This window comes from Pedobacter sp. MC2016-15, assembly GCF_026239695.1.
In the GTDB taxonomy this organism is placed as follows: domain Bacteria; phylum Bacteroidota; class Bacteroidia; order Sphingobacteriales; family Sphingobacteriaceae; genus Pedobacter.
Map to the genome: position 1 here is coordinate 397,317 of NZ_JAPIVS010000003.1, position 23,024 is coordinate 420,340.

Below are 23,024 nucleotides of genomic sequence, written 5' to 3' on the forward strand. Positions count from 1 at the left end.
TATGTTTAAACTGAATTTAAAAATAGCGCTCAGGAACCTTTGGAAGAACAAAGGTTATACTTTGATAAATGTCGGCGGACTGGCGATTGGCCTGGCGAGCTGCATGATACTGCTGCTCTATGTGGCGTATGAGTGGAGCTACGATAAAGAATCGAAGCACTATGAAGATACTTATGTGCTTTACCAGCATCAAAAGGCAAGTTCTGGTACGATGAGCTGGGCATGGACTCCGGGAGTTCTGGCGCCTGAAATTGAGGCGAAGGTATCAGGCGTAGTTCGGGCTTCCCATTCAAGTTACCCGCAGGCCGCGGTGCTGTCTTATAATCAAAATACTTTCAGAAAACAGGCAGTTTACAGCGATCCTCAGTTTTTGAAGATTATGGCCTATAAATTTCTGAAAGGCAATCCCGCCAAGGCTTTACAAGAGGTCAATTCCATCATACTCACTGAAACGATGGCAAAGAATCTTTTTGGAGATGAGGACCCTATCAATAAAATTGTAAAGCTGGATAATAAAGAAGAACTGAAGGTTGATGCTGTGATAGCAGACCTTCCAAAAAACAGTACTATTCTGTTTGATTATATGCTGACTTGGGCTCTTTGGGAAAACCAAATGCCATATGTAAAGGAATCAGGATGGGGCAATAATTTTTGTCTTACCATTGTTCAACTACAAAAGGGGCAAGATTATCGTCAGGCTGAAGCTTTGGTAAGGCCATTTTTAGCCAATCATGATAAAGGTGCGACTGGATTTTATACTTTACATCCCTTATCTAAATGGCACTTATACAGTGAGTTTATAAATGGTAAATCCGTGGGTGGTAAAATTGATCAGATCAGGATTTTTTTTCTGCTCGCGTTCTGTCTGCTCCTGATCGCCTGTGTGAACTTTATGAACCTTTCTACCGCACGTTCAGAAAAAAGGGCGAAAGAAGTAGGGGTGCGCAAAGCAATTGGTTCTTCGCGTAATGCATTGATCGGCCAGTTTATGCTGGAATCTTTTATTCTTTCAATACTGGGTATGGTAGTCGCTTTTGTGCTGATTGAGCTCTCCCTGGGATACTTTAATAACTTGCTTCAAACAGATTTGGTTATCGATTATGCCGACTGGAAATTCTGGTCTGTCTTTGTAGGTCTCACGTTGGTCACCGGTTTTATTGCAGGAAGCTATCCGGCATTTTATCTTTCCTCCTTTGAGCCTTTACAGGTTTTAAAAGGATTTAAAATGACAGGGAAGGCTACCCTATCTGTACGACAGGTGCTCGTAGTTTTTCAATTTGTATTTGCTGCATGCCTGATTGTATGTACTGCCGTGATCTATCAGCAGCTGAACTTTATCAAGGGCAAGTCGATCGGGTACAACAAAAATAATCTGGTGGAGTTCCCGCTTCAGGGTAACCTCAGAAAGAGTGAACATAAGAGACAGCTGCTCAAAGATGAGCTGCTGAAATCTGGTGCAGTGAGTGATGTTACCTTCTTCAGCAGAAGTATCAGTGAAGGAGGGAACAATAGTTTTGGTATAAGCTGGCCAGGAAAAAGTGCGAAGGAGGAAGTGCTTTTCAATCACAGAAGTGCTGGTTACGATTTCGCAAAAACTATCGGCACAGGTATGATCAGCGGAAGAGATTTTTCACCTTTATATAAGGATACTTCGACAGTGATGGTGAATGAATCTGCCGTGAAAACAATGGGGCTTAAACAGCCTGTGGGCACCGTTATCCAGTTCTGGGGAAAGCCCGTGACTATCGTTGGTGTCATGAGGGATATTGTGATGGAGAATCCTTATGCTGTGACCGCACCCATGATTGTATATCACAATATGGATGATGTTGAAGTGCTGATTGCAAGGTTAAATACTGAGCAGAACATCAGCTCTTCAATGGCTACCATAAAGGAGGTGACGGAGAAGATCAATCCCGGATTTCCTTTAGACAGCAAATTTGTGGATGATACTTTTGAGCAGAAGTTCCAGACCGAAAAGCTACTCGGCACGATCGCCAACTGGTTTGGCGGATTTGCGATTTTCATTTCCTGCCTGGGTTTACTGGGGCTGGCGCTCTTTATGGCGGAACAAAGAAAAAAGGAAATCAGCATTCGCAAAGTGCTTGGTGCAAGCAATATGAATATCCTGACCCTGCTTAACAAAGATTTTATCAAGCTGGTATTAATTGCCGACCTGATTGCTTTTCCAATTGCTTATCTGATCATCAACAAGTGGTTATCCGCCTACAGCTTCAGGGTCTCCATTTCAGTATTGCCCTTTGCTGTTGCCCTGTTGCTTTCGTTGATCATCGCTATCATTACCGTAAGCGTGCAGTCTGTCAAAGTTGCCAAAGCAAATCCCGTTGATGCTCTAAAATACGAATAAACTATGTTTAAACTCAATCTCAAAATCGCGCTGCGCAACCTTTGGAAAAACAGAGGTTATACTTTGATCAATATTGCAGGTCTCTCCATAGGGATGGCAAGCTGTATCCTGATATTTATTTTTATCAGGTACCAGCTGAGTTACAACCAGCAGTTTGCCAAAAAGGACAGGATCTACCGTGTGGTGTCTTACTGGAAGTATCCCGATGGAGAAGAGTTTTCAAAAGGAGTACCTATGCCTCTGGTGCCCGCCATGCGGAATGACTTTGCCATGCTGGAGGATGTCGCCATTCTGCAGCGGGGCGGGGGAGTGATCAAAGTGAAGGACCCGCAGGGAAAAGAGCGACTGAAAATCCAGGAACGTACATTTTATGTAGGACCAGAGTTCTTCAGACTTTTTGATTACCCCTGGCTGCAGGGAGATCCGCAAAAGGATCTGGTAGAACCCTATACTGTTGCATTGAGTGAGGAGATGGCAGTAAAGCTGTTTGGCGACTGGCACCGGGCTGTCGGGCAAACCATCAACTACAATAATAAAACCGATCTCAGAGTAACCGGGGTATTTGCTGATATTCCGCAAAACACCAGCAATCCTATCAAAATCGCTATCTCATACGCAGGTTTTGAAAGCAGAAACTTAAAGGAATGGAATAATGTGAATGACGGTACAGAATGTTATATCCTGTTGAAAGAGGGGCAGGGTATTGCTGATCTTGATGCACCAAAAACAGCCTTCCTTAAAAAATATTATCAGGATTCGGGCACAACAAAATCAGACTTATTCTTTCAGCCGCTGGCAGAGATTCACCGGGATGAAAATTTCGGAAACTTTTCGAACAAAACAACGGGGATGAAAGAGATCTGGGGTTTGGCAATTATCGGTGTGTTTCTGATGCTTACCGCCTGCATTAACTTTGTAAATCTCGCTACGGCACAAGCCGTTAGCCGCTCCAAGGAAGTTGGTGTACGGAAGGTGATGGGCAGCAGGCGCAGCGACCTCGTGTTACAGTTTCTTACAGAAACACTGACGCTCACCTTTTTCGCCTTACTGCTGGCTTGTGTGATTACCGAAGCAGCCTTGCCAAGTTTAGCAGGCTTATTCAAAGAAAAGTTATCTTTCAGCCTGATTGATCAACCGCTGATTATGGTCTTTATGACTGGCCTCGTGATCTTTGTCGGGCTTTTGGCAGGCTTCTATCCGGCATTGATCATTTCTGGTCTGAGTCCTGTTCTGGCCATTAAAAACAAGGTCAGTATGGGCAACGCCGGTAGCGGAGCCCTGCGCAAAATACTGGTCGTCCTGCAGTTTGCCATCACGATTATCCTGATCACAGGAACCCTCGTCGTGCTCAAACAAATGCAATTTATGCGCGAGAAGCCGCTGGGCTTCAATGCCTCCGCGATCGCTCTGCCTTCAATTCCTGGTGACAGTTTGAGTATACTCAAACATGATATTCTGAAGGCTAGAATACTTAGAATACCAGGTGTATTGTCTGCAAGCTTCTGTAGCGCTGCACCCTCATCCGGAGACAATAACCTAACCAACTTTGCCTACAATAGTAGCAAGGATGAGGATTTCCAAATTAACTCAAAGTCTGCTGATGAAGATTATGTAAAGACTTTCAAACTGCAGATGGTAGCAGGAAGGGTGCTCTCCAAAAGTGATACGGTCAAAGAATTTTTGGTCAATGAGACCGTGCTGAAGAAACTCAACATCGTCAACCCGCAGGAGGCTATCGGCAAGATCATCAGAGTCAGTGGCAGATATAAGGCTCCGATTGTAGGTGTAGTGAAGGATTTTAACAATATGAATCTTAGGGAAGCCATCTCGCCGGTAATCCTGTATTCCAGTAAAAAGAGCTCACAGATGCTTGCCGTAAAGATGGATACACGGCAGATCCCCGCAGTCATGAAAAATATAGAAAAGATGTGGAATGCTACATTTCCCAACCATGTTTTCAGTTCTACTTTTATGGAAGAAGATATCAACCATTATTATGAAAGTGAACAGGTGATGGGTACCTTGTTCAAAGTGTTTGCTTCGGTAATCATCTTCATCGCTTTTATTGGATTATTTGGACTGGTATCCTTTGTTGCAACACAGCGGACCAGGGAAATGGCCATCAGGAAAGTGCTGGGTGCAACTACATTTGAGCTTGTCAGGATGCTGAATACCTCATTTATCATCATGGTCTTTATTGCTAACCTGGTGGCATGGCCCGTAGCTTATATTTTTATATCCAAATGGCTGTCACGTTATACATACAGAATTGAACTGAATATCTGGCCTTTTGTTCTCGCGATGCTGATCTCCATGCTCGTTACTTTGTTAACTGTAAGTCTGAGGTCATACAGAGCCGCAAAAACAAATCCGGTAGATGCTTTAAAATACGAATAAATATATACCTTAAATTCAAACTCAGATCCAATGATCACATTACAAAATATAGAAAAATATTACGCTGCCAAAGGCTTGAAAAGTTATATCCTCAGACACGTAACCACGACCATCAATCAGGGGGAATTTGTATCCATAATGGGGCCTTCAGGTGCAGGGAAGTCTACTTTGTTAAATATTCTGGGGATGCTGGAAGAACCTACTTATGGTACGTATGAGTTTATGGGAGAGGATGTAACATCCATGAACGAAAGAAAAAGAATAGAGCTCTACCGTAACCATATTGGCTTTGTGTTCCAGGCTTATCATTTGATAGATGAGATGACCGTCGCAGAGAATATTGAAGCTCCGTTGTTGTATAAAAAGATAGGAAGTTCAGAAAGGAAAAGCCGTGTGGCAGATATGCTTGACAGGTTCAATATCGTCGGGAAAAAAGATCTCTTTCCCAACCAGCTTTCCGGAGGTCAGCAGCAACTCGTGGGTATTGCACGTGCCCTGGCTGCCCAGCCATCCATTATTCTGGCGGATGAGCCCACAGGGAATCTGCAGTCGGCACAGGCACTGCAGATCATGGATCTCTTCAAAAAACTCAATGAGGAAGAAAACATTACTGTGATACAAGTGACACATTCAGAGCTGAACGCAAGCTATGGATCGCGTATCCTGCATTTACTGGATGGAGTGATCAAAGAAGATGTGAGCGTACTGAGCTGACAATTCATTTGATAACATTATGATCACAACAGATACTTATCTTTGTGTCATGCGCAAAACTTTTACTGATCAGCTCAACAGGGAAGTTATCATCAACTATCCGCCAAGACGGATCATTTCTCTGGTACCTTCACAAACGGAGCTGTTGTTTGAACTTGGATTATCGGAAGAGATCATAGGGATCACAAAATTTTGTATCCATCCGGCAGCACAGTGTAAGGTTAAACAAAAGATAGGGGGCACAAAGAAGCTTGATATAGACTTGATCAGGAGTCTGAAACCAGATTTGATCATCGGCAATAAGGAAGAAAATACCCGGGAAAATATTGAGCTGCTGAGCGCGGAATTCCCGGTATGGCTAAGTGACGTGAGCACCCTTGAAGAGGCGATGGAGATGATCAGCCAGATTGCAGAGCTCGTAGACAGGCAGCCTGAAGCGGCCTATCTGAATCATCTGATCAAGGCGGGTTTTACTGACCTCCAGACGCTGGCTCTGCAGCATGGAATTGATAAAAAAGTAGCGTATCTGATGTGGAAAGAGCCCTACATGCTTGCGGGGCGGGAGACATTTATCAACGATATCCTTATGAAAATCGGCCTCAGCAATATCAGTACTGAAAGCAGGTATCCTGTAACCGGTCTGGAGGAGCTTGCGCTGATGAAGCCTGACCTGGTTCTCCTGTCTTCTGAACCTTTCCCTTTCAGAGAAAAACATATGGATGAGTTACAACAGGCTCTTCCGGGTGTAGAAATCATGCTCGTGGATGGCGAAATGTTCTCCTGGTATGGCAGCAGACTGATAAAAGCGGTGCAGTATCATTTCCAACTGCAGCCTAAACTAAAATAATAGTCCTTAAAATGAATGGTTTAGGCTTCCTGGGTCAAAATAAACATGAAAGGTTTTTGAGATTTGATAACAATCTCTATCTTTGCAGTCCTAAACAACTCCTAGATGCGGATGTGGCGTAATTGGTAGCCGCACCAGACTTAGGATCTGGCGCTTCACAGCGTGGGGGTTCGAGTCCCTTCATCCGCACAACCAATGCAAAAAGCAGTCTTAACCGACTGCTTTTTTTGTTTCATCTCATTTTCACTTCAATTAATCTATGCCCATACCTCCTTTAAAGTGAGCTCTCCCTGTGCTCGCCGAGAGTTCCTGGAGAGATCCCAACAGCCATACCCCGGGCATACCCTGAACATACCCCGGCCTTACCTCAGCCTTACCTAAAAGGTAAACCCTAGGTAAGGAAAAGGTAAGTTGGAGCTATGCCTGTGGTAAACTCAAACCGACCTCTCAGCGACCAGTCGCTGAACACAGGAAAAACCCTCACAAAGCAATGTATGGGCGACAATACCTTTACATGTATTCCTGTAATCACATCTGGCAGTTAAAATTGCAGGTAATCTGTTGCAGGGCAGACAAATTGACATTTAACTGTGCTCAATTCAAGAAAAAATAATACTTTTGGCACCCTACAAGCATCCGGCGGTATATCGGCTGGATTTTTGATCAAAAAGACATTTTAAAACATTGATTCAGAAAGATGAATATTACACAGGAAAAAATTGACGACTTAAACGCAGTTGTAAAAATTAACATTTCGCCTGAAGATTATACTGAGAAGGTCGACAAATCTATAAAAGAACAAGCCAAGAAATCTAATCTTCCAGGTTTCCGTAAAGGAATGGTACCTGCAGCGCACATCAAAAAGATGTACGGCAGAAGCATTCTTGTTGAAACTATCAATAACTTATTAAGTGAAAACCTTAATAAATATCTTACAGATAACAAAGTAGAGATCCTTGGACAGCCTGTGCCTGTGATGGATGATTCAAAGGATTTTAAATGGGATGGTACCGATGCATTTGAGTTCGACTATGAAATTGGTCTTGCTCCGGCTGTTGACGTAAGCATCACATCAAAAGATAAATTCGTGCAATACAATGTGAAAGCGGATGAAGAAACACTGGCTTCACGTATCAAAAATATCCGCCGCAGCTATGGCAAAATGACAAACCCGGAAGTTTCGGCAGAAGAAGACGTCCTTTATGCCGAATTAGCACAACTTTCTGCTGATGGTTCAGTTTTTGAAGGTGGTATCAACAGTACTGGTTCTATACGTTTAGACCTGGTTACAGATAAATCGATTTTAAAAACGCTGATTGGCAAGAAAAAAGACGATGTATTTGAACTGGATGTTAAGAAAGCTTTCGATAACAATGAAACAGTAATTGCGAAATTGCTGAATATCGAAGAGGAGGCTGCCAAAGCGTTGGATGCTAAATTCCAGGTAACGGTTAAAAATGTAAACCGTTTAGAGGAGTCTGATTTAAACCAGGAGTTCTTTGATAAAATATTTGGTGAAGGTGTAGTAACTGACGAAGCTGGTTTCACTGCAAAGATCACAGAAGAAATTGAGAGCATGTTCAAACAGGATGCCGACCGCAAACTGCAGAACGACATGTACACTCAGTTAACTGAAAATGTGAAAATGGACTTGCCGGATAAGTTCTTACGCAAATGGTTGAAAGCTACAAATGAAAAACTATCTGATGCTGAACTGGCTGAAGGATATGATGATTTCGCTAAAAACCTGAAATGGACTTTAATTGAGAACAAGATCATCAAAGACAACAGCATCGAAATTAAATACGAAGATGTATTCGCTACAGCTAAACAACGTTTAGATGCACAGTTCAAAATGTATAGCCCTGCTCCGCTACCTGAAGATCAACTGGCGCAATATACTGCCACGTTCCTGCAGGAAAAAGACAACGCTAACCGCATTTTTGAAGAAGTGAAAGCACTCAAAGTTTTTGAATACATTCAATCGGTTGCTACTTTAGACCAAAAAGAAATAGCTTATAATAAATTCATAGAGATGACCTAATCTGTCAGAGATTAACACTTCTTAATTTATCATAAGGCGGCTTTTTTGGAGGCCGCCTTATTTATATCCGCTGATTTAAATTTTACAATACCCAAATAAATTGCCAACTTAGTTTGATTACTTTGGCAATAACAAACGACAAATAAATTAATATATATTTTTATAAAAATGAATATAGATAAAGACGAATTTAGAAAGTACGCAGTTAAACATCACCGTATTAACGGCTTAAACGTTGATCGTTATATTGGCCAAACAAACATGTCTCCAAAAAGCATGACGCCCTACATCATTGAAGAGCGTCAGCTGAATGTAGCACAAATGGATGTATTCTCCCGTCTGATGATGGACAGGATCATCTTCCTGGGTGATGCAATTCATGATGGCAACGCAAACATTATTCAGGCTCAGTTGCTGTTTCTGCAGTCTACAGACAACAACAGGGATATCCAGATTTATATCAACTCACCAGGTGGTTCTGTGTATGCAGGATTAGGTATTTATGATACAATGCAGTATATTACCCCTGATGTGGCTACTATCTGTACAGGTATGGCGGCTTCAATGGGTGCAGTATTGTTAGTTGCAGGTGCTAAAGGAAAACGTGCAGCATTACCTCACTCACGTGTGATGATCCACCAGCCTTCAGGTGGTGCTCAGGGCGTAGCTTCAGATATGGAGATTAACCTGAGAGAGATGCTGAAATTGAAAAAAGAATTATATGATATTATTTCAGATCATTCAGGCCAAACTTATGAATGGGTAGAAAAAGCTTCAGACCGTGATTACTGGATGAAAGCTGATGAAGCCAAAAGCTTTGGAATGATTGACGAAGTATTAGGTTCCAATTCGGATAAAAAATAGATAATGGCTAAACAAACAAAAGAATCCCGTTGCTCTTTTTGCGGTTCAAGTAAGCAGGATACTTTAATGCTTATTGAAGGGCTTGATGCATACATTTGTGATAAATGCGTTACCCAGGCCCATCAGCTGGTGCTGCAGGAATTCGGCAATAAACAGTCGAAAGGCCTGGATGCTTCAGTTACCCTGCTTAAACCAATGGAGATTAAGGCTCACATTGACCAGTATGTTATTGGTCAGGATGATGCCAAAAAAGTACTTTCGGTAGCTGTATACAACCACTATAAGAGGTTAGGGCAGAAAGTAGATAAAGGCGATGAGGTTGAGATTGAGAAATCCAACATCATGCTCGTTGGAGAAACCGGTACAGGTAAAACCCTGCTGGCAAAAACGATCGCCAAAATATTGCATGTTCCTTTTTGTATCTGTGATGCTACCGTATTGACGGAGGCAGGATATGTGGGTGAAGATGTGGAAAGCATCCTGACCCGCCTGCTGCAGGCTGCGGATTATGATGTAGCTTCTGCAGAACGCGGAATCGTGTACATTGATGAGGTAGATAAGGTAGCACGTAAAAGTGATAACCCTTCGATCACCAGAGATGTATCCGGTGAAGGTGTACAACAGGCATTGTTAAAGATCCTGGAAGGTACAATTGTAAATGTTCCACCTCAGGGCGGACGTAAACATCCTGATCAGAAAATGATCCCTGTAAACACCAACAACATCCTGTTTATCTGCGGAGGAGCATTTGATGGAATTGAACGTAAGATCGCTAATAGGTTGCGTACGCAGGCTGTAGGTTACAAAGTGAAAAAAGAAGATGCAGAACTGGATCTGAACAATCTGTACAAGTATATCACTCCGCAGGATTTAAAATCTTTCGGACTGATTCCTGAATTGATTGGACGTGTTCCTGTGTTGACGCACCTGAATCCTCTGGATAAACAGGCATTGCGTAATATCCTGACGGAGCCTAAAAACTCATTGTTCCGCCAGTATGTGAAGTTGTTTGAATATGAAGGAGTGAAGCTCGTGTTCGAAGATGAAGTTCTGGACTTCATTGTAGACAAGGCAATGGAATACAAACTCGGTGCAAGGGGATTACGATCCATTTGCGAGGCAATCATGCTGGATGCTATGTTTGACATCCCCTCGGATTCAAGTATAAAGGAGCTGGTCATCTCGCTCGATTATGCGGTTGAGAAATTTGAAAAGGCCGACTTTAAAAAGTTAAAAGCTGCTTAAAAATTTAATCCCCGTCTAACCACGGGGATTTTTTTTACAATAAAAATGAATAGATATGAACGAAGAAAAAGAAATTAAGAAAGATGAGGTCATCGTAGAAAAAGCAAAAAAAGTAAAAGAAGTAGAATCTCCGGTTAAGCCCGGATTGAAGTCAAAAGCAGATATTGTGAAAAACTGGTTGCCACGTTATACAGGAAGGCCTCTGGAAGAGTTCGGTCAATATATCCTGCTGACCAACTTCAGCAAGTACGTGCAGATGTTCTCGGAATGGAATGACAATGCGCCGATCATGGGGCTTGATAAGCCTATGCAGAGCGTAACCGCCAATGGTATTACCATTATCAACTTTGGTATGGGAAGCCCGATGGCAGCTACGATGATGGACTTGCTGAGTGCAATTATGCCGAAAGCAGTACTGTTTCTTGGTAAATGTGGCGGACTGAAAAAGAAAAACCAGCTGGGAGATCTGATCCTGCCGATTGCGGCCATCAGGGGAGAAGGAACATCCAATGATTACATGCCTGCAGAGGTGCCTGCATTGCCATCATTTGCCTTGCAGAAAGCGATATCCACCACCATCCGTGATTACTCACGTGATTATTTCACCGGTACCTGCTATACCACCAACCGCAGGGTTTGGGAGCATGACAGAGAATTTAAGAAGTATCTCAAAAGTTTAAGGGCTATGGCTGTAGATATGGAAACCGCTACCATCTTCACCACCGGTTTCGCCAATAAAATTCCTACAGGTGCACTCTTGCTGGTATCTGATCAGCCGATGATCCCTGAGGGAGTGAAAACTGCAGAAAGCGACAGCACAGTAACGACAAATTATGTTGAAGTACACCTGCGAATTGGTATTGACTCACTGAAACAGCTGATCAACAACGGGCTGACCGTTAAACACCTCCACTTCTAGTCCTCCTGACCCTTGGGGGAATCAAATAAAAACAGACTTCCTGTATGCTGGCTGACCAATGACCAGTCATCAAACGGGAAATCTATCACTACTACTCCCGCTGTAGGCAAATTATAGATTTTTGCATCAGCGAGGTAGTTTACCAGTTCGGTAAATCCGGGATTGTGTCCGAAAATAGCAATACGTTCAAAGTCGTTGTTTAGCTGGTTGATCACCTTCAGCAAGGCCGTTGTATTTGCTTCATAAATCGTCGGCTCCAGCTGTATATCACTGTAGGAGAACTTGAGTACGTCTGAAAAATGTCTGGCTGTGCTTAAGGCCCTCACTGCGGGACTACTTACAATCTGTTCGGGTACGATACCTTTATGGGATATTCTCTCCGCCATTTCATGCGCATTCTTGTTGCCGCGGTGGTTCAGTGTTCTTTCAAAATCAGACATTCCATGTGTTCCCTGATCCGATTTGCCGTGTCGCACGACGATGAGTTGTTTTGCCATAAGGTTAGTTAATAGGTATTTGAGAAACTAACAATATCTTCGGCGGGAATGTTTTTCATACACTTAAAATGTCCGAGAGGGCATTGCTCCAGGCCAAACTTGGAACAGGGGCGGCAATCGAGGTCGATACCTACGATTACAGAATCCTTTACCTGATAAGGATAAACCCCAAGCAGTTCAGGAGTAGTTCCTCCCCATACAGAAGCTATAGGCCGGTCGAAGGCCTCAGCGATATGCGTTAAACCAGTATCAAAACCGATGATCTTATGCGCCTGTGAGACGATGAAAACAGATTGGTCAAGGTTGGTCAGGCCACAAGTGGAGTACACATTTGCACCTACAGCAGCGCTGATCTCCGTAGCGTTATCTTTTACATCATTACCCCCCAGCAGCACCACCGGCAGATCGATATCCTTACAGATCTCAATGATTTTCTCATTGGGCATCCTCTTGGTAAAGTGCGTGGCCCCGATTATGAATGCAATGAATTTACCCTGATGGGAAGGAGGGAGGAAATCTGCAATCTGGTACTGGTTACGCACGTAGTAGTCGATCGGGCGGTTGTCATTTCTGACACCCAGCACTTTTACGGTTTCCATATACCTGTCCACCAGGTGGTCTTTGGAAAACAGGGAAGTCCATTTAAACTTCAGTGCCAGCCATTTCCTGATCCTGTCTTTTTTATAGGTAGAAGCAGGAATCTGCAGCGACAACTTGATGAGCGAGGTACGCAGGTTATTGTGGAGATCAATGATCATATCAAAGCCTTCCTCTTTCATCTCCCTGATAGTATCTCTTAAGCGTGGTTTTAAGAGGTGTAGTTTACTGAGGTAGGGATTACCCTCATAAATGTATTTAAATTGCTCTTTGGTCAGGAAATGCACTTCACAGCCGGGGATTTGTTCCTTGAGGCAGCGCACAACGGGAGTGGTGTAAATAATATCACCCATTGAACTGAACCTGATCACCAATATTTTCTTCGGGCTTTTCAATCTGAGCGTTTTATTTTTTCGATAATTGAGGTAGAGGAATAACCGGGAAGAAAGCTGAGCACTTCAACTTTACCACCATTGGCGATCGTCTCTGTAGCACCAACAATTGTATCAATCGTGTAATCGCCACCTTTTACCAGCACATCGGGTAAAACTGTTTTAATCAGTTCCAGTGGGGTGTCATCACCAAAGAACACTACGGCATCAATAAAAAACATTGACGCCAGTACAGCTGACCGCGTATTTTCATTATTTACCGGGCGCTGCGGGCCTTTGATACAGGATACCGATTCATCACTGTTGAGACCAACAATGAGCTTGTCGCCCAGGTCGGCAGCTTCAGAAAGATAAGCGATATGCCCGGCGTGCAACAGATCGAAACAGCCATTGGTAAAAACTATTTTCTTGCCTTCCGCTTTCCAGGAGTCAGCTAAATTCTTCAACTGACTAAGGGAAACTATCTTCTTGTTGAGTGTATCCTGGTTGTTCATGCTGTTTACTCTTAGTAGTTCAAGTCTACTGCGTTACAAAATATATGCCCGATCAGGATATGCATTTCCTGAATCCTGGCAGTAGTTTCATCCGGTACAACAATATTCAGGTCGCACAGCTCATTCATTTGTCCCCCATCCCTGCCTGATAAACCAATCGTTTTGCAGCCCAGTTCTTTTGCAGTGTGCAAAGCATGGATGATATTTTTGCTGCTTCCGCTGGTAGAGATCGCGATAAAGAGGTCGTTTTCACGTGCCAGGGCATGTAACTGCCTTGAAAATACAAAGTCGAAACCATAATCATTACTGATGGCAGTCATGGCCGAGGTATCTACCGTTAAGGCAATGCCTGGCAAGGCCTTCCGTTCTTTTACGTATCTGCCTGCCAGTTCAGCAGCAATATGCTGGGCATCGGCGGCACTGCCACCATTTCCGGCAAGGAGAATTTTTCCACCGGCAGCAAGAACGCTGGTCACCATTTCGCATCCCTCCTCTATTGCCGGCACAAGTTCGGCAATGACCCTGTCTATCGTCTGCTTATGATTATTCAGTTCTTCTAAAACCATTATTTTGATGTTAATTCAGTAAGTATTTCTTCTATCGTTGTGGTGGCACTGCCGATATGTTTGATCACGATGGAAGCGGCATAGTTGGCGATAGTGCAGGCTTCTTCGATTGAGAAACCAAGACCTACACAATATGCCAGTGTAGCAATTACGGTATCACCGGCTCCTGTTACGTCATACACCTGGTTGGCTACCACCGGCAGAATCGTACAGTTCTCCGGAGTAATAATGGCTATGCCATTTTCGGATAGCGTCACGATCAGGTAATCAGTGCCTGTAGCTTCAAAGATCACCTTTGCTGCAGCTTCGAGATCTTCCTGTGTATGGATCTTCTCTGTTTTTGCAGCCTCTGCCAGTTCCTTGCGGTTAGGCTTGATCATGAAGGCACCTCTGTATTTGGTGTAATCCAGACCTTTGGGATCTACGATTACCTTTTTGTTTAACTTATGGCAGGCCTCAATCACCCTCAGTGACAGGGAGGGAGTGAGCAAGCCTTTATTGTAATCAGAAAGGATCACGATGTCACTCTTTTCGATTGCGGCAAGCAGTGCCTGGTAAAAAGTGTTTTCCAGGTCTGAAGAGATATCATGTGTATCTTCCTGGTCGATCCGGACGATCTGGTGATTTGACGCAATTACCCGTGTTTTAACAGTGCTAGTACGCGTACTGTCCTTCAGGATCAGTTCTGCACCAATGTTTTTGGATTGCAGGATTTCTTTGATTTCTGCACCAAAGCTATCATCGCCGGTAATTCCGGCAAGAGATACCACAGCACCGAGGTCGATCAGGTTACAGGCCACGTTGGCTGCACCGCCGATGATCTTATTTTCGTTTTTAACATTTACAATCGGCACCGGAGCTTCGGGCGAAAGTCTGGAGGCACTTCCAAAGATATAATGGTCCAGCATCACGTCACCTATAACCAGGATATTCGGTTTTGGATGGTTATGATGTGCATTGTACAGTTTTTCTCCAAGCATGCTAAGGGATTAATTTTCAAATATAGGTAGAAAAATGGACTACTGTTTTCGGGAGCTGAAATATTCACTGATCTGCGCCAGGCTAAATGTGTTGAGGCATGAACTTGCTTCAAGCCCACCTTTTCTACCCACGTACACGCCATAATGCATATCCCTGAAGCCCTCCATGCGGTGCGCATCGGGATTGACCGACAAGAGTACGCCTTTTTCCAGCGCATAGCGATGGTACCGCCAGTCGAGGTCTAGTCGCAGTGGGTTCGCATTGATTTCTATCACCACCTTGTTGGCAGCACAGGCGTCAATGATCTTATGGTAGTCGATCGGATAACCTTTGCGGCTAAGCAGTAGCCTTCCCGTAGGATGGCCTAAGATCGTAGTATATGGGTTTTCAATCGCTTTGATCAGTCGGGCAGTAGCTTTTTCCTCGTCCATTCTCAGGTTGCTGTGAACTGAGGCCACCACAAAATCGAAGGTCTTCAGGATATCATCACTGTAATCCAGGGAGCCATCATTGAGAATATCACTTTCAATACCCTTAAATATTTTAAAAGGAGCAAGTTTCTGATTTAAAGCCTCAATTTCCTGGTGTTGCGCATAAACGCGCTGTTCATTCAATCCTTTGGCGTAGAAGGCTGATTTTGAGTGGTCGCATATGCCCAGGTATTCCAGTTTGAGCTCCTCTTTACAGTAAGTAGCCATCTCTTCCAGCGTATGCACCCCATCGCTCCATGTAGAGTGATTGTGCAGGCTGCCCTTCAGATCTTCATAGTTAATCAGTGTTGGCAATGTACCTGATTTCGCCAGTTCAATTTCATTCAAACCTTCACGAAGTTCCGGTTCTACGAACTGTAAACCCGCCTTGGCATAGATATCCTGTTCATCTGTAAAAGGGCCTTCGCCGGCAAGCTCCAGGACCTGGCTGACATGAGATTCGCTTCCGGTTAGTTTAAACAGCTGGAGATAAAACGCTGATTTTGGAAAAATATGCAATTGTATTTTTAAGCCGAACGGACTCATTGCCGTAAACACACCCGCACTTGCAGGCTCAAAAGGGAGTGAGGCAAACAGGTGTAAGTTCTCCATCACCGCAAGATCATTATCGGCACCGATCACGAAATCAAGTTCTTCGATGATCTCATTGTAACGGCGAAAGCCACCGGCAATGCTTAGCAGCGGCGATGGTTCCAGCTGTGTTAACCACAGCAGGAGTTCAGCAGATAAGTTCTGCACTAAAGTTTCTGACTGCGCGTAGAGGAACTTGCCCTGTGCAGCCATCTTAAATTCAATGACCTTTTTGATCTCCTCCTGGGTTTTCAGGCCGAAACCCTTAGCTTCGATCAGTCGGTTCTCATTGCAGGCATAGTATAGCTCACCAATGGTTTCAATGCCCAGTTCTTTCCAGATCACAACGATCTTCTTGGGGCCGATCCCCTTAATGCCCAGCATCTCCACAATTCCTTCCGGGGTATTGGCGAGGATGTTCTGGAGGTCGGTCATGGTGCCTGTCTGCAGCAATTCCCAGACTTTGGAAGCCGTACTTTTACCCAGTCCGTCAATCTGTTCAATTTCTTCCAGATTTTTGGTACTGATTGCAAAAGGCAGTTTATCTACCTTGAAGGCAGCATTTGCTACACTTTTGATTTTAAAGGGATTCTCATTATGCAACTCCATCAGCTGTGACAGGAGCCGCAAACTGCGGGCTATGGTCTTGTTTTCCATTGGGCGCTAAAATAAATAAAAAACAAGCGTTTTTCGCCAACAATGTATTTAACCCCTAAAGAACAGGCCGGTAAATGTGATTTACCGGCCTGTTTATTTCAAATGGAAAATTTATCTGATTAATGGACTGAGATATTAACCGGCATGCGGGCCTGAATACCTGCGTTAAGGATTGCTTTTTTCATCTGCTGATAGATCAAAAAGTTTTCACCAAATTCCTGTTTGGCGTAGTACATTTTAATGTTATCAGCCCCATCGTCCAGCAGTGATTTCAGTGTGCTGATCTGCTCAGGATATTCTACGATGCGGTAGTCTTTCAGCTTTGCCTTTTTGCCGGCAGCAGCCACTGCATCGTTAAAGTTCCCCAGTCTGTCTGCCAGGCCTATTTTAACGGCGTCAGTACCTACCCAAACATGTCCGCCACCGATCGAGTCGATATAAGATTTTGATTTCTTACGACCTTCCGCCACGCGGGAGATAAAAGTATCATATACATGGTTCACATCTGTCTGGATGATCAATCTTTCCCCTGCCGTAAGCGGGCGGTTCACACTCATGATGTCTGCATATTCCCCGGTTTTAACGCCATCGAAAGTGATGCCCAGTTTGGTATTGAAGAGGTTCTGGAAGTTGGGAATGATCCCGAATACACCAATTGAGCCAGTGATCGTATTTGGCTGTACAAAGATGGAATCGGCAGCGCAGCCGATATAGTAACCGCCGGAAGCCGCTACGTCACCAAATGAAGCAACTACAGGTTTAACCTTTTTGCTCAGTACAATTTCTCTCCAGATCACATCCGAGGCCAGTGCACTTCCACCGCCAGAATTTACGCGGAGCACAATAGCTTTGACTTTATCGTCCATTCTCGCTTTTCTGATGGCCCGGGAGATGCGTTCAGAACCGATAGACTCATCTGTACCTTCTCCACCGGTAATATCGCCATTGGCATAGATCACGGCAATTTTGTTTTTACTGTCGCTGTTTTCAGCTTTCTGGTTCTGCGCATACTCGTTGATGGTAACCGTAGAAAGCGTTTCTTTTATTCCGGTATCGCTGAGCGTTTTCAGTTCGTTCAGCACTTCGTCCTTATATTTTAGTCCGTCAACCATTTTGTATTGCAATGCATCTTTAGGTTGCTGGATTCTGTAAGTATTGGCATAAACAAAGAGGCTGTCCTGCGGAATCTTTCTCGCAGCAGCGATACCTTCAAGGAAAGTATTGTACAGGCCACCCACATATGCCGTTACCTGTTTACGGTTATAGTCGCTCATGTGATCATTGATAAAAGGCTCTACAGCGCTTTTATAATTTCCTACACGGATGATCTGTGCTTCCACACCGATCTTTTCCATCGCCCCTTTAAAAAAGGTAAGCTGAGAGCTGAATCCTTTAAATTCAAGTGCTCCTTCAGGATTTAAGTATACTTTATCCGCTACAGATGCCAGGTAATAGGCGTCTTGTGTATACACTTCACTGTATGCGATGATTTTCTTTTTGCTCTTTTTGAAATCGATCAGGGCATCCCGGATTTCTTTCAGGGTGGCTTTACCTGCGCCAGGAGAGCTTACATTCAGGTAAATACATTTGATATTTTCATCTGTTTTAGCTCTTTTCAGTGCCAGGATCAGATCATTGAAGCCGATGCTTTTTCCTCCGCCTGAACCAACGATCGGGAGATTCTCCAGTTTTTTATTGGGAGTACGTTCCCGGATGTTCTGATCAAGATTCAGAAAAAGTACGCTGTTGCTGAGCACAGTAACACTCTTGTCTTCATCAATCGAAGATACAATGCCTACCACAAGAAGAATGATAACCAGAAAAATAAGGAATGTAGAAATAATGATACCTACAACGGTAGCAAAAACATATTTGAAAAATTCTCTCATGTGGATGATTAATATTTAATTTGTAAAGATATTAAATGAATCAGGGTTTTATATGGACTTAGAGGCCAAAACAGTTTATTTGTTACTCGGTAGTAATTTAGGGGACAGAAGGGCCGTGTTAGAGCTGGCTGTGCAGAGGATAGGAGAGTGTATCGGACAAATTACTGATTTATCATCTTACTATGAAACTGCTGCATGGGGTGTTGAAGACCAGCCTGCATTTTTAAACCTGGCTGCAGCCGTTATCACCTCTCTGAGCCCGCATGAACTGCTGGAACGTACGCTCTCCATTGAGAAGGAACTGGGACGGATCAGGGCTGAAAAGTGGGGCGCCAGGGTGATAGATATCGATATCATTTTATATGGCCGCGAGGTCATTGATGATGGTGAAAGGTTGCAGATTCCGCATCCCCGGATGCAGGACAGGAAGTTTGTGCTGGTGCCGATGGCCGAAATCGCAGCAGAAGCGGAACATCCTTTGCTGCAACAAAATATTTCAGCCTTATTGTCCATATTAAAGGATAACTTAGTGGTTTCAAAAATCTCATAATTTTATATAGTTTTGTCGCAAATGATAGACGCAGAAAAAAACAACAGCCCTCTTGACCTGTCTTATTTAAGGGATATGTCTGGCGACAGTGCAGAGTTTATGATCGAGATGATCGACATGTTCAAATTACAAACGCCATTATACATTGCGGATCTGGAGCAGTCCATCATTGCGCAGGAATGGGAAAAGGCAGCAGGATTTGCACATAAGATCAAGCCTACGCTATCCTATGTAGGCAGAGAGGACGCGCGCGGACATCTTCAGCTGATTGAGAACAGTGCACGTGACCAGAAAGATCTTGCAGATATGCCAAAGAATTTTCAGGAGTTTAGTGATTTTGTACAGGTGTTGTACAGGCAGCTGGACGAAGCAAAAGCTGAACTAGAGAAACGTCTCTAATTCAGCTTAATTTTTATTATTTCGCTATCCGTCTGAAATGCAGTACGGACAAAGCGATATAGAGTACCAGCACAAACGGTATAGCAGCAAATTTCAGGAAGGCAATCAGAATTGCCGACAGGATCAGGAAAATATACTTGATCTTGTTTTGTGCCCAGTCCTGAGAGCCAAATTTCAAAGAGAAAATCCGGATCTCACTGGTCAGCAGAAAGCTCATCACCACCGTAATAGCTACCAGCAGCAAGGTAGAACTTCCCAGTGCCGGGTAATCGCGCTGAATAAAAGGGAGAGACACTATAAACAGCGTATTCATCGGTGTATTCAACCCTATAAAATCCTCTGTCTGGCGTTCATCGATATTAAACTTAGCGAGGCGCAGTGCAGAGAACATGGTGATCATGAAACCTGCATAGGGAAGATAGGGCGAATTGAAATCGCTTTGTGAAAGCATTTGAAACATCACCACTCCCGGCAATAAGCCAAAGCTCACCATATCCGCCAGTGAATCCAGTTCTTTCCCGATAGCCGATTTTACACCCAGAAAGCGGGCTACAAAACCATCAAAAAAGTCGAATATACCAGAGGCAAGCACAGCGTATGCTGCTACATCCAGGTTACCTTTAAATGCAGAAACCACACCAAAGCAGCCTGAGAGCAGATTGGCGCAAGTTAATGCATTAGGAATGTGTTTCTTCATTTTGGATTAGCTGTTCATTGAAATTAAGAACTCCTCGTTAGACTTGGTATTCTTGATTTGTGCCTGAACAAATTCCATAGCTTCCTGTGCGTTCATATCGGCCAGGTGGTTACGCAGTATCCATACTCTTTGTAAGGTGTCTCTGTCATGCAGGAGGTCATCACGGCGGGTACTTGATGCAGTAATATCGATCGCAGGGAAGATACGTTTGTTAGATAGTTTACGGTCTAACTGCAGCTCCATGTTACCCGTACCTTTGAATTCTTCAAAGATCACTTCGTCCATTTTAGAACCAGTATCTGTAAGGGCCGTTGCAAGGATAGTCAGTGAACCACCTTTTTCGATATTTCTTGCTGCTCCGAAGAAACGTTTCGGTTTGTGTAATGCGTTCGCATCCACACCACCTGACAGGATTTTACCTGATGCAGGCGCTGTTGTATTATAAGCACGGGCAAGGCGGGTGATAGAATCCAGCAGGATCACTACATCATGGCCGCACTCTACAAGGCGTTTTGCTTTTTCAAGAACAATATTGGCAATTTTTACGTGACGGTCTGCAGGCTCATCAAATGTGGATGCAATCACCTCAGCGCGTACGCTTCTGGCCATGTCAGTCACCTCTTCCGGACGTTCGTCGATCAACAGGATGATCAGGTAAACTTCAGGGTGGTTTTTAGCAATGGCGTTAGCTACTTCTTTCAGCAGGTTTGTTTTACCTGTTTTTGGCTGTGCCACGATCAGACCACGCTGTCCTTTACCAATCGGGGTAAACAGGTCGATGATCCGTGTAGAGTAGTTATTTGTTTCCGTAAACAGGTTTAATCTTTCTGTTGGGAATAAGGGCGTCAGGTAGTCAAAAGGAACCCTGTCTCTTACATCTGCCGGAAGACGTCCGTTGATCGTTTCAACACGTACCAGCGGGAAATATTTTTCGCCTTCTTTTGGCGGGCGGATGCTGCCTTTAACGGTATCTCCTGTTTTTAAACCAAATAATTTGATTTGTGACTGTGATACATAAATATCATCAGGCGAAGACAGGTAATTGTAATCTGCTGACCTCAGGAAGCCATAACCATCGGGCATGATCTCCAATACACCTTCGTTGGTGATGGTATTGTCGAAATCCAGATTTGAATAGCTGTTTTCGTTAGATTTCTGATTACTGTTATTGCCTGTATTGTTGCCTTTAGATCTGTTGTCTTCTCTCAGGGGTTTTACTTTTTTCTGTTCGCCGTTTGGATTGGCTGCAGGTGCAGTAAAATTATCATCTCTCTTAGGTTGAGGTATAGCCTGATCAGCTTCTTTTTCTGCCGGCTGTGCTGCAGTTTCCTGTTGCTCTGCTGCCGCAGGATTGTCAAATAAAGAAGCTCTGTTGAAGTTATTGTTGGAAGCAGAAGAGGTTTCAGGTTCGTCTTTAGCGATGCGCGTCCTTTTTCTGAGTGGTTTTTCTGCGGTATTGGTTTTTGTTGTTTTTGCTTTAGCAGCTTTTACCGGGGCCTCAGTGGCAGCATCATTCGTGGTGATGATCTCGGCAATGGTGGATTCAGTTGTTGGAATAACAATATCTGGCTCCCCCTGCTGTTCGCTGATCTGGCGAATCACTTCAACCAGCTCGGCTTTGCGCATTTCATCGGCATTTAAGATCCCCTTTGATTTTGCTAACTCACGCAGTTCAGCCGTGAGCTTTTCATTTAATTCTGTTTTGTTAAACATTATGTGGGTGTAGAGAAATTTTTATAAACGTATTTATCGACATATCAGAGCAAAAAATGCAATCAGGATTTGAAAAATAGTACAAAATTTTGTGAGATTTTCTGGACTGATCAGATAAACTTTTGAGAATTATGTTGCAATTGTATGTATTTGTATCTGAAACTCCAAGTAAAATTTAAAAATGTTAGAAATATTTTACTTAAGGCACAATCATAAAACTATAGAAATTTTGGCATATTTGCGCATAATCCAAGCCCAAATGAATAAAAAGCAACTATTTGAACAAATCAAGTCTAAAAAATCATTTTTGTGTGTCGGACTGGACTCCGCGCCCGAAAATATCCCAGAGCATCTTTTAGATTATGAAGATCCAATTTTTGAGTTTAATAAGCAAATTATAGATGCGACAGAAGACCTGTGTGTTGCTTATAAACCAAATACTGCTTTTTATGAGTCACGTGGCCTGAAAGGCTGGGAGAGTTTGCTGAAAACCTGGTCGTATATCCCAAAAGAGATTTTTACCATTGCTGATGCCAAGAGGGGAGATATCGGAAATACCTCTGCCATGTATGCAGACGCGTTTTTCAATGAAGAAAAATCAGGTTTCAGTTTCGACTCTGTGACCGTTGCACCTTATATGGGCAAAGATTCTGTGAGCCCATTCCTGAAATATGAAGATAAATGGGTGATCCTGCTGGCAGCGACCTCAAATGAGGGGCATCATGACTTCCAGACCCTGCAAACACCGGGTGGTAAGTTATATGAAGAAGTGATCCGGGTGTCCTCGGGCTGGGCAGACAGCGAGCGGCTGATGTACGTTGTGGGTGCCACCAGGGGATCTGAATTTGCCAATATCAGGCGTCTGGCACCAGATAGTTTTCTGCTTGTTCCCGGAGTTGGTGCTCAGGGTGGAAGCCTCGCTGACGTTTGTGAATTCGGATTGAACGATCATTGTGGCTTACTGGTAAACTCTGCAAGGGGTATCATTTATGCCAGCAAGGGAAAAGATTTTGCAGAGAAGGCCAGAGAAGAAGCTTCGAAATTACAGCTGGAGATGCAGTCTATCCTTGAAAAAGCTGAGTTAATCTAAGTTGCTGAATATATAGCTAACAGGAAATATCCTCTTTGAATTA

21 protein-coding genes and 1 tRNA gene are annotated in these 23,024 nt (G+C 43.7%); 12 read left to right on the forward strand and 10 right to left on the reverse strand.

What is annotated here, in order from left to right:
• Nucleotide 1 precedes the first annotated feature (1 nt).
• The 5 genes from OQY15_RS10625 to OQY15_RS10645 all read left to right on the forward strand — a co-directional run bounded on the left by OQY15_RS10625 (nucleotide 2) and on the right by OQY15_RS10645 (nucleotide 6,515).
• Entirely contained in the window at nucleotides 2-2,368 is a 2,367-nt protein-coding gene (locus OQY15_RS10625; RefSeq protein ID WP_265791351.1) for an ABC transporter permease, read from the forward strand.
• Between the two features lie 3 nt (nucleotides 2,369-2,371).
• On the forward strand, nucleotides 2,372-4,765 hold the full coding sequence (locus OQY15_RS10630) for an ABC transporter permease (RefSeq protein ID WP_265791353.1): 2,394 nt from the start codon (nucleotides 2,372-2,374) through the stop codon (nucleotides 4,763-4,765).
• Between the two features lie 30 nt (nucleotides 4,766-4,795).
• The gene (locus tag OQY15_RS10635; RefSeq protein ID WP_265791356.1) at nucleotides 4,796-5,479 is read left to right on the forward strand and encodes an ABC transporter ATP-binding protein; all 684 of its coding nucleotides are present in this window, start codon (nucleotides 4,796-4,798) and stop codon (nucleotides 5,477-5,479) included.
• Nucleotides 5,480-5,498: 19 nt separating this feature from the next.
• On the forward strand, nucleotides 5,499-6,326 hold the full coding sequence (locus tag OQY15_RS10640) for a helical backbone metal receptor (RefSeq protein WP_265791358.1): 828 nt from the start codon (nucleotides 5,499-5,501) through the stop codon (nucleotides 6,324-6,326).
• A gap of 107 nt (nucleotides 6,327-6,433) precedes the next feature.
• Nucleotides 6,434-6,515, forward strand: a tRNA-Leu gene (locus OQY15_RS10645).
• A gap of 202 nt (nucleotides 6,516-6,717) precedes the next feature.
• On the opposite strand, the gene OQY15_RS10650 is transcribed toward OQY15_RS10645, so the two are convergent.
• Nucleotides 6,718-6,858, reverse strand: a complete 141-nt coding sequence (locus tag OQY15_RS10650) for a hypothetical protein (protein WP_265791360.1) — start codon at nucleotides 6,856-6,858, stop codon at nucleotides 6,718-6,720.
• A 165-nt stretch (nucleotides 6,859-7,023) separates the two neighbouring features.
• Between OQY15_RS10650 and tig the strand changes: the two genes are divergently transcribed.
• The 4 genes from tig (at nucleotide 7,024) to OQY15_RS10670 (ending at nucleotide 11,398) form a co-directional block, all read left to right on the forward strand.
• A complete protein-coding gene (gene tig / locus OQY15_RS10655) occupies nucleotides 7,024-8,370 on the forward strand; it encodes a trigger factor (RefSeq protein ID WP_265791363.1) in 1,347 nt (448 codons plus the stop codon).
• 168 nt (nucleotides 8,371-8,538) lie between these two features.
• Nucleotides 8,539-9,234: an ATP-dependent Clp endopeptidase proteolytic subunit ClpP gene (clpP, locus tag OQY15_RS10660; RefSeq protein WP_265791366.1), complete on the forward strand. Its 696-nt coding sequence runs from the start codon at nucleotides 8,539-8,541 to the stop codon at nucleotides 9,232-9,234.
• Nucleotides 9,235-9,237: 3 nt separating this feature from the next.
• A complete protein-coding gene (clpX, locus tag OQY15_RS10665) occupies nucleotides 9,238-10,479 on the forward strand; it encodes an ATP-dependent Clp protease ATP-binding subunit ClpX (RefSeq protein ID WP_265791369.1) in 1,242 nt (413 codons plus the stop codon).
• Between the two features lie 55 nt (nucleotides 10,480-10,534).
• Entirely contained in the window at nucleotides 10,535-11,398 is an 864-nt protein-coding gene (locus OQY15_RS10670; protein WP_265791371.1) for an AMP nucleosidase, read from the forward strand.
• Here the strand turns inward: OQY15_RS10670 and OQY15_RS10675 are convergent.
• From OQY15_RS10675 to sppA, 7 genes are all read right to left on the reverse strand, one after another.
• Nucleotides 11,395-11,895 (reverse strand): histidine phosphatase family protein, encoded by a 501-nt coding sequence (locus OQY15_RS10675; protein WP_265791374.1) that lies wholly within the window; start codon nucleotides 11,893-11,895, stop codon nucleotides 11,395-11,397. The genes OQY15_RS10670 and OQY15_RS10675 overlap by 4 nt on opposite strands.
• Nucleotides 11,896-11,903: 8 nt before the next feature.
• Complete coding sequence (locus OQY15_RS10680) at nucleotides 11,904-12,887, reverse strand: glycosyltransferase family 9 protein (protein ID WP_265791380.1); 984 nt, start codon at nucleotides 12,885-12,887, stop codon at nucleotides 11,904-11,906.
• On the reverse strand, nucleotides 12,884-13,378 hold the full coding sequence (gene rfaE2 / locus OQY15_RS10685; protein WP_265791385.1) for a D-glycero-beta-D-manno-heptose 1-phosphate adenylyltransferase: 495 nt from the start codon (nucleotides 13,376-13,378) through the stop codon (nucleotides 12,884-12,886). The genes OQY15_RS10680 and rfaE2 overlap by 4 nt, the downstream gene beginning before the upstream one ends.
• Before the next feature lie 11 nt (nucleotides 13,379-13,389).
• Nucleotides 13,390-13,944 (reverse strand): D-sedoheptulose 7-phosphate isomerase, encoded by a 555-nt coding sequence (locus OQY15_RS10690; RefSeq protein WP_265791387.1) that lies wholly within the window; start codon nucleotides 13,942-13,944, stop codon nucleotides 13,390-13,392.
• Complete coding sequence (gene rfaE1, locus OQY15_RS10695) at nucleotides 13,944-14,924, reverse strand: D-glycero-beta-D-manno-heptose-7-phosphate kinase (RefSeq protein WP_265791389.1); 981 nt, start codon at nucleotides 14,922-14,924, stop codon at nucleotides 13,944-13,946. The genes OQY15_RS10690 and rfaE1 overlap by 1 nt, the downstream gene beginning before the upstream one ends.
• A gap of 39 nt (nucleotides 14,925-14,963) precedes the next feature.
• Nucleotides 14,964-16,643: a DNA polymerase/3'-5' exonuclease PolX gene (locus OQY15_RS10700; protein WP_265791392.1), complete on the reverse strand. Its 1,680-nt coding sequence runs from the start codon at nucleotides 16,641-16,643 to the stop codon at nucleotides 14,964-14,966.
• Nucleotides 16,644-16,762: 119 nt separating this feature from the next.
• Nucleotides 16,763-18,532, reverse strand: coding sequence for a signal peptide peptidase SppA (sppA, locus tag OQY15_RS10705; RefSeq protein WP_265791394.1), 1,770 nt, complete (start codon nucleotides 18,530-18,532; stop codon nucleotides 16,763-16,765).
• Nucleotides 18,533-18,584: 52 nt separating this feature from the next.
• On the opposite strand from sppA, the gene folK reads away from it, so the two are divergent.
• Both folK and OQY15_RS10715 read left to right on the forward strand, forming a co-directional pair.
• Entirely contained in the window at nucleotides 18,585-19,082 is a 498-nt protein-coding gene (folK, locus tag OQY15_RS10710; RefSeq protein ID WP_265791397.1) for a 2-amino-4-hydroxy-6-hydroxymethyldihydropteridine diphosphokinase, read from the forward strand.
• A gap of 21 nt (nucleotides 19,083-19,103) precedes the next feature.
• A complete protein-coding gene (locus OQY15_RS10715) occupies nucleotides 19,104-19,481 on the forward strand; it encodes an Hpt domain-containing protein (protein WP_265791399.1) in 378 nt (125 codons plus the stop codon).
• A 16-nt stretch (nucleotides 19,482-19,497) separates the two neighbouring features.
• Here the strand turns inward: OQY15_RS10715 and pssA are convergent, their stop codons facing one another.
• Nucleotides 19,498-20,178, reverse strand: a complete 681-nt coding sequence (gene pssA, locus OQY15_RS10720; RefSeq protein ID WP_265791401.1) for a CDP-diacylglycerol--serine O-phosphatidyltransferase — start codon at nucleotides 20,176-20,178, stop codon at nucleotides 19,498-19,500.
• A 6-nt stretch (nucleotides 20,179-20,184) separates the two neighbouring features.
• Nucleotides 20,185-21,891, reverse strand: coding sequence for a transcription termination factor Rho (gene rho / locus OQY15_RS10725; RefSeq protein ID WP_265791403.1), 1,707 nt, complete (start codon nucleotides 21,889-21,891; stop codon nucleotides 20,185-20,187).
• Nucleotides 21,892-22,150: 259 nt separating this feature from the next.
• Here rho and pyrF point away from each other — a divergent pair, with 259 nt between their 5' ends.
• Nucleotides 22,151-22,981, forward strand: coding sequence for an orotidine-5'-phosphate decarboxylase (gene pyrF / locus OQY15_RS10730; RefSeq protein WP_265791405.1), 831 nt, complete (start codon nucleotides 22,151-22,153; stop codon nucleotides 22,979-22,981).
• Nucleotides 22,982-23,024: the final 43 nt, after the last annotated feature.